The sequence below is a fragment of the Algoriphagus sp. genome (genome assembly GCF_024305035.1).
Classification (GTDB): Bacteria; Bacteroidota; Bacteroidia; order Cytophagales; family Cyclobacteriaceae; genus Algoriphagus.
Map to the genome: position 1 here is coordinate 38,621 of NZ_JAMWZB010000016.1, position 12,429 is coordinate 51,049.

The 12,429-nt window shown below is 41.8% G+C and carries 12 protein-coding genes; 8 read left to right on the forward strand and 4 right to left on the reverse strand.

Annotated features, from left to right (window positions below):
* Nucleotides 1-102 precede the first annotated feature (102 nt).
* The 3 genes from Q0L00_RS10750 to prmC all read right to left on the reverse strand — a co-directional run bounded on the left by Q0L00_RS10750 (nt 103) and on the right by prmC (nt 1,453).
* Nucleotides 103-291 carry a type II toxin-antitoxin system RelE/ParE family toxin gene (locus tag Q0L00_RS10750; RefSeq protein WP_297336875.1) on the reverse strand — a complete coding sequence of 63 codons (189 nt, stop codon included), beginning with the start codon at nt 289-291 and terminating at the stop codon, nt 103-105.
* Entirely contained in the window at nt 284-529 is a 246-nt protein-coding gene (locus Q0L00_RS10755) for a type II toxin-antitoxin system ParD family antitoxin (protein ID WP_297336876.1), read from the reverse strand. The genes Q0L00_RS10750 and Q0L00_RS10755 overlap by 8 nt, the downstream gene beginning before the upstream one ends.
* Before the next feature lie 90 nt (nt 530-619).
* On the reverse strand, nt 620-1,453 hold the full coding sequence (gene prmC, locus Q0L00_RS10760) for a peptide chain release factor N(5)-glutamine methyltransferase (RefSeq protein WP_297336877.1): 834 nt from the start codon (nt 1,451-1,453) through the stop codon (nt 620-622).
* A gap of 140 nt (nt 1,454-1,593) precedes the next feature.
* Between prmC and Q0L00_RS10765 the strand changes: the two genes are divergently transcribed.
* The 6 genes from Q0L00_RS10765 to Q0L00_RS10790 all read left to right on the forward strand — a co-directional run bounded on the left by Q0L00_RS10765 (nt 1,594) and on the right by Q0L00_RS10790 (nt 7,251).
* Nucleotides 1,594-2,400 (forward strand): hypothetical protein, encoded by an 807-nt coding sequence (locus Q0L00_RS10765; RefSeq protein ID WP_297336878.1) that lies wholly within the window; start codon nt 1,594-1,596, stop codon nt 2,398-2,400.
* A gap of 57 nt (nt 2,401-2,457) precedes the next feature.
* Nucleotides 2,458-3,645 (forward strand): RsmB/NOP family class I SAM-dependent RNA methyltransferase, encoded by a 1,188-nt coding sequence (locus Q0L00_RS10770; protein ID WP_297336879.1) that lies wholly within the window; start codon nt 2,458-2,460, stop codon nt 3,643-3,645.
* Nucleotides 3,646-3,960: 315 nt separating this feature from the next.
* Nucleotides 3,961-5,496 carry a hypothetical protein gene (locus Q0L00_RS10775; RefSeq protein ID WP_297336880.1) on the forward strand — a complete coding sequence of 512 codons (1,536 nt, stop codon included), beginning with the start codon at nt 3,961-3,963 and terminating at the stop codon, nt 5,494-5,496.
* A complete protein-coding gene (locus Q0L00_RS10780) occupies nt 5,468-6,007 on the forward strand; it encodes a hypothetical protein (RefSeq protein ID WP_297336881.1) in 540 nt (179 codons plus the stop codon). The genes Q0L00_RS10775 and Q0L00_RS10780 overlap by 29 nt, the downstream gene beginning before the upstream one ends.
* 86 nt (nt 6,008-6,093) lie before the next feature.
* Nucleotides 6,094-6,630 (forward strand): hypothetical protein, encoded by a 537-nt coding sequence (locus Q0L00_RS10785; protein ID WP_297336882.1) that lies wholly within the window; start codon nt 6,094-6,096, stop codon nt 6,628-6,630.
* 423 nt (nt 6,631-7,053) lie between these two features.
* Entirely contained in the window at nt 7,054-7,251 is a 198-nt protein-coding gene (locus Q0L00_RS10790; protein WP_297336883.1) for a hypothetical protein, read from the forward strand.
* 13 nt (nt 7,252-7,264) lie between these two features.
* On the opposite strand, the gene Q0L00_RS10795 is transcribed toward Q0L00_RS10790, so the two are convergent.
* A complete protein-coding gene (locus tag Q0L00_RS10795; RefSeq protein WP_297336884.1) occupies nt 7,265-7,990 on the reverse strand; it encodes a hypothetical protein in 726 nt (241 codons plus the stop codon).
* 318 nt (nt 7,991-8,308) lie between these two features.
* Here Q0L00_RS10795 and ileS point away from each other — a divergent pair, with 318 nt between their 5' ends.
* A complete protein-coding gene (gene ileS / locus Q0L00_RS10800) occupies nt 8,309-11,683 on the forward strand; it encodes an isoleucine--tRNA ligase (RefSeq protein WP_297336885.1) in 3,375 nt (1,124 codons plus the stop codon).
* Between the two features lie 17 nt (nt 11,684-11,700).
* On the forward strand, nt 11,701-12,336 hold the full coding sequence (locus Q0L00_RS10805; RefSeq protein WP_297336886.1) for a lipoprotein signal peptidase: 636 nt from the start codon (nt 11,701-11,703) through the stop codon (nt 12,334-12,336).
* The last annotated feature ends 93 nt before the right edge of the window (nt 12,337-12,429 follow it).

Genomic DNA, 12,429 nt, shown 5'->3' on the forward strand with positions numbered 1-12,429 from the left:
TCTCTTGATATCCATAGCCGAATGAAGAATCCTAACGATTTCTACAGGCTCATTTTCTTTGTTTCGATCAAAAATAAGGTGGGATTTAACTTAGCTGACTCTTTAGTCCTTTTGCAATATTTTGAGGGATTTTCCTGAAAATGGTCCCTTAGCCACATACTCAATTTCTTGAATGATGAGTTTATAGTAGCGATCTGCCTGCTCTTTTGACCAATTTTGGAAGGTATAAACCCAAATACTCTCCAGATCTTCAATCGCTTTTTGGCTAATGCGATAAGAAGAATTATTCATGGGCTCTTTTCTGGATTTTTTTCAAATATTCATTTGGCTCGAAATCTTCTACAAAGCCGCTGTCCTCGCCCTCTTGAAGTGCTTTAATTAATTCTCGTTCCTTTTTTTCTTCCCTTTCCAATAATCGCAGTGCCGCTCGAATTACTTCACTTGCTGAACTGTACCGTCCAGAATCCACCTCTTCTCTTATAAATTCCTCAAAATGATTGCCTAAGGAAATAGATGTTTTTTTACTCATTTCGGTATAATTTCTTGAATATACCAAATCTTGGTATTGAGGTCAATAAGTAAATATTGAAGTCAAAGTTTCACTTATGGGTTCCAAAATTTAAAATTGTCCAAACACCATCCGATCCTTCCCATTCAAATCTTGAATTACCTTCACCTCCGTATAGCCTTTTTGCAAGAGTAAATCCTTGACTTCTTTTCCGTAGTCTTCGTGGATTTCGAAGTAAAGTTTTCCCTTCGGTTTTAATGCCTTTTTTCCCAATTCGGCAATCCTCCGGTAAAAAAGCAAAGGATCCTCATCGGGTACAAAAAGTGCCAGTTCCGGTTCAAAACCCAGGACATTGGAATGCATCTTGGCTTTGCCTTTTTCAGGAATATAAGGGGGATTGCTGACCAAAATATCCAAGTCTTGGATTGGAATTTCTTCTTTCAAAATATCCAACTGAATCCAATTCACCTTTGCTTTTAATGCCTTTCCATTTTTTTGAGCAATAGCTAGGGCAGAGGCAGAAACATCCAATCCGTAAACTTCTGCCTGGTTCATTTCCAAAAACAAGGTAATCGGAATACAACCTGTGCCCGTACCCATATCCAAAATCTTTAGACCTGATTTCGGATTCTCCTTGATGATCAAATGCACCAGTTCCTCGGTTTCATTTCTGGGAATCAACGTATCTCTGCTCACCTGAAATTCTCTGCCATAAAAAGGAGCCTTTCCCAAAATCTGCTGTATGGGTTCTCCGGTTTTCAACCGCTCAAAATCATCACTCAATGCCTGCGGAAGGTCTTTTTCCTCCAAAAACCGCATCATATCCACCCGTCTCAAGCCCAAGTGATGCTCCAGCAGCCACTCAACGAGCGTTTGAGCTTCAACCTGCTCATAAAGCGGCAGCTGCCCAGCCCATTTTTTGACGAGTGTGGAATAATTAATCATTGTAGCGAATTCTCTTAAGTATTCGTAAAGGTAAACACGAAAACCGTTTCCCATGAAATCGAGCATGACTAAAAAGTCCCACACTGGGATGATTATAATTGCGTGATTCCATGTGACCGCTAAAAGACAATTATAAACACATGAAAAAACTGATTTTACTATCCTGGATTTTGCTTCTTCCTTTCCTTTCTTATGCTCAGGAAAAACGCAGTGTATTCTTTGAGCTCGACGGTACGTATTGGGAAAAGTCCCTGAGCTATCCCCAATTTTTTGCACCTGAAAAAAATCGATTTGGAAGTGCTAGGTTATTTGTAGGCATACCTATGGGTGAAAAATGGGCCATTGGACTGTTGGGGGGCCCTAGCGCTACCTATCAGCAACAGGAAGATGGGAAGCGGTTTAGAGAGCTTTATGCACCCGAGCCGGATGAGAATGGAAATGCGATTTACATTGGCAATACCACTGAGACTATTCCAGTTGGACTACAAAGCGAATTGATTGGTTTTGGTGCATTTATACAGCGCCGGATCAGCTTAGGTGAAAAAACCTCGCTGAATATCAATTTCTATGGAATGAATGAAAGTGGAACTAATGGGCAATTGGAGATTTTTCCAGACTATTCTTACTGGTATTGGTGGCCTTGTCCGAATTGCCTCACGATTGCTCCCGGACCAATCGTACGGGAAATGGAGCAGAATAACTGGAAAGCAGGCTTGGATTTGGCTTTTGCCTGGTCACTTTCCCCAAAAATTGACCTGGGCTTGCGAGCTAATTTTTTGGAGTTTCGCAAGCAAAGCTTGAAAGGAGTTCCCAGCATCACCAATGGCTTAACTATTTATGATCCCAACTATATACTGTCCGAAGGCTATTTTGGGGATCGATACGATTTCGGATCGGCTGTGGCACGGGAAGGAGTTCGCCTTTCCTTGAGCTTTAAGCCCTTTTGATTGGAGGATTCAAAAGACTCGGAAAGAAAACCTACCTTTGTGCAGAAATAGAATCGAATGAAGCTGCATAACAATACCATCCGAGGGGTTCATTCCGCTTTGGAAGCCATTTTTGAAGAGGGACAGTACGCCGATAAGGTGATCGAGCGAACCCTCAAATCCAATCCCAAATGGGGGGCGAGAGATCGCTCTTTTATCGCAGAGACCACTTATGAAATGGTGCGCTGGTGGAGACTGATCAATTACCTCAGTCCCTCAAAAGACTACTGGGATCTTTTTGGCACCTATTGGCTGATGCAGGGAAATGAGCTGCCGCCTTGGGAGGAATTTGCGCGGATCAATCCCGAAAAACTGAAAACCCGCTACGACGCCTTGGAGAAACCGGCGCTATTGGAGTCGATCCCCGATTGGATGCAGGAATTGGGCGAAAAAGAACTGGGCGATAAATGGGCCCCGGAAATCCACAGTCTCAATGAAGAGGCAGAAGTGGTGCTTCGGGTGAATACACTAAAAATCAACCGGGAGCAACTTAAAAACCGTCTGGCTGCTGATGGTATCCGCACTTACATTGTCAAAGGCTATCCGGATGCCTTGATCCTGGAGGAAAGACAGAATATTTTCAGGAACCCGGCTTTTAAGGAAGGGCTTTTTGAGGTGCAGGACGCCTCTTCCCAGTTGGTCGCTGCTGCTTTGGCCGTGGAACCGGGAATGCGCGTAATCGATGCCTGTGCCGGTGCGGGTGGCAAAACCTTACATCTAGCAGCTTTGATGGAGAACAAGGGAAAAATCCTCTCCATGGATCTTGAGGAGTGGAAACTGCAGCAAACCAAGCTCAGGGCACGACGAAACGGAATTGACATCATTGAGCGGAAAGTGATCGAAGGATCTAAAACCATCAAGCGACTGAAAGAGTCAGCGGATCGACTGCTACTTGATGTGCCTTGCTCCGGGATGGGTGTACTCCGGCGAAATCCCGATACCAAGTGGAAACTCAGCCCTGAATCCATTGCCCAAGTGCAGGAAACCCAGCAGGAGATATTGCAATCCTATCCCAGCATGCTAAAAAAGGGTGGGCAATTGGTCTATGCGACCTGTAGCATTTTGCCTTCGGAAAATGAGAAGCAAATCGAGAAATTCTTAAATTCCGAAGCCGGAAAGGATTTTGAGTTACTCGAAGAGCAGCGGGTGTTGGCCCATGAAAGTGGATTTGACGGTTTTTATATTGCCAGGTTGATGAAGAAGTAAGGGTCCAAGGCTAATCGAAAAGACACCATTTGCTTTTCAGATTGAGCATTTAGGGTGAGATACCCTTTTTGGCAACAAAATGAAAGAAATTCTTTTTTACAGCTTAATCGAAGCGGATTAGATATTTTTATTTACTCCTCACCATATAATTATTTCAAGAAATAACTTCTCTTAACCTACTTTTTTACTGAAAAATCTTGCATTTCATAGAATAGATTTTTATAGTTGGAAATCAATTAGTTTTCAACTCACTCTTTCATCTAATGAAAAACAATTTTACCTCCCCATTACAAAAATCCAGGTATAAACGGATTTTTGAGAATTTTAACCGCTTTTGTCTTGGCTAGTTTACTGCTTAGTTCATGCGTACAGGAACCTGAAAGTCCCCGAGTGGAACTGAGCGAACGCGATCAGCTATCCAACGTCAAAAACTGGTTTGAGCAAAACAAAACCAAGCTACGATTGCCGGAGAGGGGCAGCAATCTCCGATCCGGGTCACAGGAATTGATCCTTCCCTTCTTCGAGAAAGAGCCCGATTGGGAGCAATTCCATCATTACTACTTTCCCGATGGACGGGAGGTTTTTGAAGTGAGCTTGGCCAATGCAACCAAATACTTCCCTGCCAGTATGCTAGACAGCTTCCCGGATCGGAACCCGGATGAACTGGTAATTCAGAACATCATGTTTGTCAAGCATCCCACAGAAGAGCGATTTGATCCGGTGATCGCTAGATACTATCCTGATGGGGAAGGATCAATAGAAGATTTTGAAGGAATCTATTACAAGGGTATCCCCCATGACTGGTCGGGAATAGTGGATATCTGGACTTATGATGAACGGCATTTTATAGTGTTTACCTTTGAAGATGGAGAAGTGGTCCATCATTTTAATTACCACCCAATTAATTCTACCAACCATCAAGCCAAAATAGCAGGAGATTGTTATGAAGTTGAACGATCTATTTTTATTCCTGATAATCAAGGTGGCGGAACTGTATTAGATGTGACCAAAACATATTGTACTGGGGATACAGGATATACTCCAGATGGTGGCTCAGGTGAAGGAGGAGATAATTATGACTATGAAAGACCTACTTGTTGTGACGACCCAATAACTGCTCCACCAAGGGACGAACCTAGCTATGATCCACCATCGATACCCGCGCCCTCAACCATTATCAATCAACTGACCAATCCCTGCGCTGCCGACATTTTTAAAGAGCTATCTAAAGGGAGCGCATATTTGACTGATAAGAGTGGTTTGGGAAGCTTGGATATTTTCCCAGGAATGCTGGACCTATTTGAAAATAGTGGCCAATTTGACTATCGTATCCAAAATGGTAATCTTTCGGGACAAAATGCTGTAACTAATAGAGTTCAAGGGGTAAACATTATCACCCTAGACAATGATTACCTAAAAAACGCCACCTCCCTTAGTATTGCAAGAACCATCATACATGAAACGGTGCATGCTTATCTTTGGGAACAAACAAAAGTTCAAACCGATAAATCAAGCCTTGAACTATTAAACATTTATTGGGAAAAATATAAGGGTTCAGGAGACGGAAGATGGCCAAATACCCAACATGCAGCCATGAGTAATTTTATTTTAGGAATTGCAGTATCTCTGTACAATTGGGATAAAAAATATGGACCAACGGCAGGAAGTTTGCCATTTGATTACTACTATAAAATGGCTTTTGGTGGGCTAGTAAAAAAGGAAAATCCCACTCAGCTTATGGATGAGGCAAAGCCATATTTACCTTCAGGCACTTCTTGGGACGATATTTTAAATTTACTTGATAAAGAAAAATCTGGGAACTATGAAGCAAAGGGTAAGAAATGCAATTAGCATAATATGCAAGTTTATTTTGATTTTAGTTTCCCTTATTTTCTCCTTATCATTAAATGCTCAGGATATTGATAATGGTGAAGGATTATCTTGTGCTCAATACGAGTTTTTAAATGATGTCTTTGGCAAATATTCAGATAAGCAGGAAAAGGTTTATTATCAGCCAAAAAATCAAGAAATTTGGATCAATGAATTTTTGACATTCAAAAGCGATATTGGGATCGGTACTTGTATATTTAATGAAGGCTCCTTAGAAGAAGCGATAGAAGGTCTCAATAAAAAAGAATTTCTTACCAAGTCTTATGAAAGAAAGAAGTTACCCAAGAGACTTAAACCGCTAAAGGAACCTAGTGAAAGAAGTGGTTTGCATATTTCTGAACCCATAATAATAGACTCTTATTGTTTCTTATTTATTTGGGAGAAGTCTTACAGAGCGGTTGAAATTTACCATTTCGAAGTAGACGATCATTGGAAGTTTAAATGCTTTGCTTTGTTATCTGGAGAATTATAAGATAGGCCTCTGAAAAAAGCTATCCCAACTTAGGGATGGCTTTCTACCAAAACGCTGGAAACAATTATACTTGAATCTGGGCAATTATGCTAAAGGTCAACCTAGTACTTAAGCTAGTTTTGGTGACAGTTGGATTGTTTTCCCAAAAAGTTACTGCACAAACTTTAGAATATTCCTTGATTAGTCAATTGCTAGTAGAGCGGGATTGGTGCACTATAAATAAAGAATTTATTTCTTGGGAATCTCAAGGTTTTGATGAATATGATGACTTTAATCCTAAAAAAGCAGAATATGCAGACCTCTTTGCAATTAACCAAAATCTTGATTTGGATAGTTTAATTGGACATAATTATAAAGAAAAAATAAAATGTATAATTTCTTTAAAGAACCGTAATAAAATTAAAAGAAAAGAAATTGATAGTAATTGTAATAAAGTAAAATTTAACCAAGCAAATACCAGCGTACTATATTTCACAAATCCAATTGTCCTGAAAAGCGAACGTGGGGAAATGTATGCATTAATCATTGAATCGTTTGAAGGAGAAACCATATATTGTATATACAAACGAATTGAAATGGATTTTTGGGAAAAAATACATAAAACTATGATTTCTATTGAGTAAGGCTAATTATGCCCCACCTCTATCCTATCTACTTGAATTCCTCAAATTAGTTTATTAGATTAATTTTTCTAATTGATTCTAGCAAGTAAAACCAGAATAAGTAAACTTTAGATAATTGACTTTTCGATGCAAAATTTTCTAATCGTCCTAAGCTTTATTTTTCTAGTTCAGGGCAAACCTCCTGAGCTCGAATACTCTCTACTCAACCAAGTGGTAATCGAAAGTAGCGTAAAATCCATCAGATCCGATTTTTACAGTCCTAAGGATAAGTTTAAAACCTAGGGGGAATTTTCCCTCGCCTTTGAGCGGGATATTTTAGATCCGACCAAGAGCTTCAATCTGGACAGCTTATTTACGGGGCAGCAGATTCGAGCTTTTGAGCAATCCCTGCAAACCGAAAAGCCAAGAAAAGTAAAACCCAAAATGATCCAAGCCCAACTTTCCAAAACGGGTTATCAATTGTCCTTTCCCTTAATTCAGGAAGGAAAAAATGAGGAGATTTATGGGTTTGTATTTGAAAATGTCATGTCTATGGAAAGTGGTGGAGTAATTTTGAAACTCTATCGAAAAGAAGGGAAGAAATGGACCCTACTTCATGAAACCTATGTGGCCCTCAGTTGAATTAGATGCAAACTCACAAAAACACCGAGTTCATCAATTCCCTCAACCAAGGGGAATCTTTAAAAAACAGGAGAATGGGAATAGCCAAAACCTGTACGACCGTTACCAAAACATAGGAGGCATAGATTTTCTTTTCCTTTTGAAAATCCCTGAAAATCAAAAATAAAAGCACCAGAATAATCAGCACCTGATTGCCCACAAAGACATCCGACCAGACAAAGGGTAAGTCGGAAAAACTTTCCGGTTGGAATACCATCAGTAAGGGAACATAGGAAAGGCGCACGGTTGCCGGAGAAAGTACCCAAAAAACCGTCGAGATCATCCATCGGGCATGAGAGGCCGTATTCCTCGCATTCATCACCGCCAAAATCACCGAAAGCATGAAGAATCCGATAAAAAGACAATCCAATGAGGAAAGGCTGTAGCGGACATCAAACAGCGGACTGGCTTCAGTAGCCTGCAGGTTTCCTTTGACCATGTTTAATCCGGAGGCCGTCACAAATCCAGCCAAGACCAATCCGACCATGCCCACTTTTCGGTGAAGATGGATGGACCTATGGTGATAAATCCAAGGTTGGGCAATCAAAATCAGGTACCATGCCGTAGCGGAGATTCCATGCAAATGCCAGTGAAAGGGCATGGAAGTGAATCCCATCCAGTATTGATGAAATCCAGCAAGGGTAAGTAGAAATGGCAAAATCAGCCAAAGGTGAAGGCGGGGAAAGAGTTTGGTATTCAAGGCTGGATTATTTCAAGATGTCAACTGGGTAAAAACTAGATGAAAATAATCCTTATAATCTGAAAGGCAATTGCTTATAAAATATTTTTAAATAACTCAAATTTTAATAATCAGTGATTTTGAGAGGATCTAGCATTTTGATTTTAGTGACTTTCAAATTCAAATTATCCAAAGTTTTCAATGGGAGATTAAACGGAATACCATTTTTTGAAATAAGCCTGTCAAAAAGGCCCTTTTCTGCTATCTTTGTGGCTTGTTTTGAGGAGGATGCTTGGCATCTCTCCTTTTTCTTCACCTAATCCCTCAAAAAAGGACACTGTGAAAACGTATCAGGAATTCAAACAGGTCGATTATCCGCATATCGGAGAGTCGGTTCTTCAGTACTGGAAGGAAAATAAAATCTTCGAAAAATCCGTTGCCAATCGCGATGGTGCTGAGACCTTTACTTTTTTTGAAGGTCCTCCCTCAGCCAATGGAACTCCCGGGATTCACCACGTGATGGCCCGGACGCTCAAGGATATTTTTTGCCGATATAAAACGCTGAAGGGTTTTCAAGTGAAGCGAAAAGGGGGCTGGGATACGCATGGTCTTCCTGTAGAATTGCAGGTAGAAAAAGAACTCGGCATCACCAAGGAGGATATCGGTAAGAAAATTACCGTCGAAGAATACAACCGCAAATGCCGGGAAACTGTCATGCGTTTCAAAGACGAATGGGATGACTTGACCGAGAAAATCGGCTATTGGGTCGATCTGGATGATCCCTACATCACTTTTGACAGCAAGTACATCGAGACGCTGTGGCATCTGCTCAAGCGACTCTACGACAAGGATCTTTTGTACAAAGGCTATACCATTCAGCCCTATTCCCCAGCCGCAGGAACGGGACTAAGTTCACACGAACTCAATCAACCGGGAACTTACAAGGATGTCAAAGACACCTCGATCACGGCACAGTTTAAGCTGAAAAATCAGGAAAACACCTACATCCTTGCCTGGACGACTACGCCGTGGACTTTGCCTTCCAATTCCGCCCTGGCCATCGGAGAAAATCTGGATTATGTCAAGGTCAAGACTTTCAATCCTTACACCCATGAGCCTGCAACTGTGATTCTGGCAAAAGCCAGAATGGGAGCCTATTTGAATCCAAAAGCGGCCGAACTGAAATTGGAAAACTACCAAGCGGGTGACAAACTCATCCCTTACGAAGTGATCGAGGAGTTTAAAGGAAAAGACATGCTGGGCTGGGAATACGAGCAATTATTTCCGATTGAGGCCTTGAAGCTTCCTCATCCGGCGTTCACGGTAGTTTCTGGGGATTATGTGACCACAGAGGACGGCACGGGGATCGTTCATTTGGCCAAAGCCTTTGGTGCGGATGACTTTAGAACCTTGGTTCAAAACAATGTTCCTGGGGTATTTGTCCAAGATGAATTGGGAAATGATATCCCCGTCGTGGACAAGCAGGGAAAATTTATTCCTGTGGTCGGGGAGTATTTAGCCGCAAAAATGCAGGAACATGGCATCACCGCGCACAAAACGTTTGGAGCGGATGATTTTTATGTAAAAAACTATACCGATGATGACGAGGGTACCGCGGATTTCAAAAACACGGACATCATCATTTCCATCATTTTAAAAAACGAAAACAAGGCCTTCAAGGTCGAAAAATACGAGCACAGTTATCCTCATTGCTGGCGTACAGACAAGCCTATTTTATACTATCCACTGGAGAGCTGGTTTATCAAAACCACCGCTTTCAAAGACCGACTGGTTGAACTGAACAAAACCATCAATTGGAACCCTGAGGCGACCGGCACAGGACGGTTTGGCAATTGGCTTGAAAATCTGGTGGATTGGAATCTCAGCCGATCCCGGTTTTGGGGTACGCCGCTGCCGATTTGGAGAACAAGTGATGGAAGCGAAGAAAAGTGCATCGGTTCAATTGCAGAGCTGGAGTCGGAAATAGAAAAGTCGATTGCTGCAGGCTTTATGAAAAAATCGCCTTACGAGGGCAAAGAATTGGATTTGCACCGTCCCTATGTGGATGAGGTGATTTTGGTTTCGGAAAAAGGTGAAAAAATGCTGCGCGAACCGGATTTGATTGATGTCTGGTTTGACTCAGGCGCCATGCCTTATGCACAATGGCATTTCCCTTTTGAAAACCAGGATGTTTTCAAAGCCAATTATCCGGCTGATTACATTGCCGAAGGGGTGGACCAAACGCGAGGCTGGTTCTTTACCCTCCATGCCCTTGCGGTGATGTTATTTGACTCAGTTGCCTTCAAAAATGTGATTGCCAATGGATTGGTTTTGGACAAAAACGGCAACAAAATGTCCAAGCGGTTGGGAAATGCGGTCGACCCCTTCAAAACCCTGAAGGAATATGGACCGGATGCTTTACGTTGGTACATGCTCAGCAATGCCAATCCTTGGGATAACTTAAAATTCAACTTGGACGGAGTCACCGAAGTACAGCGACGTTTCTTCGGTACGCTTCAAAACACTTATAATTTCTTTGCGCTATACGCCAATTTGGATTCCTTTGTTTACGACAAGTCCAAGTCGATTGCGGTGAAGGATCGAGCTGAACTCGATCAGTGGATCATCTCCAAGCTTCAATCCCTTATCGCTGAGGTGGAGGAATCCATGGATCATTACGATGCCACAAGAGCCACTCGTGCGATCATGAATTTCACGGTAGATCAGCTCTCCAACTGGTATGTGCGATTGGCCAGAAAACGGTTTTGGAGAGGAGATATGAATGCAGATAAGCAGGCAGCTTATGAGACTCTGTATGAATGCCTGCTCAGCTTAACACAATTGATGTCTTCCTTTGCGCCATTCTATGCGGATTGGTTGTACCAAAATCTGACTGAATCTGCAGAAAATGCGAGGGAATCGGTGCATTTAACCGATTGGGTCGCCGCTGATGTTGCTTCGGTCAACAAGGATCTGGAAGCGAGTATGGACTTGGCCCAGACGATTTCCTCTTTGGTTCATTCCTTACGGAAGAAAGAAAAGCTGAAAGTCCGCCAACCGCTACAGCGGATTTTGATCCCGGTATTGAGTAAAAAGATACAGGCTCAAATCGAACATGTGGAAGAACTGATCAAGTCCGAAGTTAATATCAAAGCGGTGGAGTACATTGATGATGCTTCCGGTATTCTGGTCAAAGAAGTGAAACCGAATTTGCCAGTACTAGGTAAAAAATACGGTCCTAAAATGCGTTTTGTCGCTTCAGCGATCAAGTCCTGGGGACAGGAAGAAATAAACCAAATCGAGCGAGAAGGAAACTTCAGCATTGATGTGGAGGGAGAAGCAATCCAAATTCTTTTGGAGGAAGTGTTGATTTCCTCTCAGGATATTCCAGGCTGGTCGGTGGCATCAGATGCTGGTGTAACGGTGGCCTTGGATGTCAATTTGACCGATGAGCTCAGACAAGAAGGAATCGCAAGAGATCTGGTCAATCGCATTCAGAATTTAAGAAAGGACATGGGACTCGAAGTGCAGGATAAAATCTCAATTGCCATTGCGGAAGGAAATCCTTTGGTCGAATCAGCCGTATCAGCATTTGGTAACTATATTCAATCCGAGACACAGGCAACCACGCTTGAGGTCAAAGTTCTTGACCGAGAAATTCAAGTTTTGGATTTGGATGATTTCGAACTTGCCGTTAGGGTACAAAAAGTATAAAAGGCTTACGCAGCGCAATGAAAAACTATATCAAATATTTTGGGATCACTCTTTTGGTTATTGCCATCGATCAAGCGGTAAAGATGCTGGTTCATTTCCAAATGGATTTTGGTACCCCGGGGCAAATTCCGGTTTTTGGAGATTGGTTTAAACTACACTACACAACCAATCCGGGAATGGCTTTTGGGATGGAACTGGGAACCGAGTATGGGAAGATGTTGCTTACTTCTTTTCGATTAGTGGCCATGTTTGGTATAGGATATTATCTATATTATATAATAGAGAAAAAGAATCATCCTATATATATTATATGTATAGCCATGATTTTGGGTGGAGCTATTGGGAATTTAATTGACTCTGTATTTTATGGAGTTTGGTTAAATAATGCCCCCTATAATGCCCCGACGCCCTGGTTTCATGGGCAAGTAGTCGATATGTTTTACTTTGATATTTGGGAGGGATATGTCCCGAGTTGGATTCCACTTTGGGGTGGATCTTATACCGCACTTTGGCCTATTTTCAATGTGGCTGACGCGGCCATTTTCGTGGGTGTTGCAATTATATTAATATTTCAGAGTCGTTTTTTCCCTGAAAAAAGCGTGGATGAAAATCAAGAAGCTAAGGATAATTCGACATTGCTTAGCGAAGAATAATTAAATCTCCGATCAAAAAAAGGTCGGAGATTTTTATTGATTTATTACCTTTTTTTAAATCCTAAGGGTATTTTTTAGTAACTTTCAGGTTAA

Bases quoted from the DNA above. Each gene is read 5' to 3' on its own strand.
- Q0L00_RS10750 (WP_297336875.1), bottom strand. From the start codon at position 291: ATGAATAATTCTTCTTATCGCATTAGCCAAAAAGCGATTGAAGATCTG.
- Q0L00_RS10755 (WP_297336876.1), bottom strand. From the start codon at position 529: ATGAGTAAAAAAACATCTATTTCCTTAGGCAATCATTTTGAGGAATTT.
- prmC (WP_297336877.1), bottom strand. From the start codon at position 1,453: ATGATTAATTATTCCACACTCGTCAAAAAATGGGCTGGGCAGCTGCCG.
- Q0L00_RS10765 (WP_297336878.1), top strand. From the start codon at position 1,594: ATGAAAAAACTGATTTTACTATCCTGGATTTTGCTTCTTCCTTTCCTT.
- Q0L00_RS10770 (WP_297336879.1), top strand. From the start codon at position 2,458: ATGAAGCTGCATAACAATACCATCCGAGGGGTTCATTCCGCTTTGGAA.
- Q0L00_RS10780 (WP_297336881.1), top strand. From the start codon at position 5,468: ATGAAGCAAAGGGTAAGAAATGCAATTAGCATAATATGCAAGTTTATT.
- Q0L00_RS10785 (WP_297336882.1), top strand. From the start codon at position 6,094: ATGCTAAAGGTCAACCTAGTACTTAAGCTAGTTTTGGTGACAGTTGGA.
- Q0L00_RS10790 (WP_297336883.1), top strand. From the start codon at position 7,054: ATGATCCAAGCCCAACTTTCCAAAACGGGTTATCAATTGTCCTTTCCC.
- Q0L00_RS10805 (WP_297336886.1), top strand. From the start codon at position 11,701: ATGAAAAACTATATCAAATATTTTGGGATCACTCTTTTGGTTATTGCC.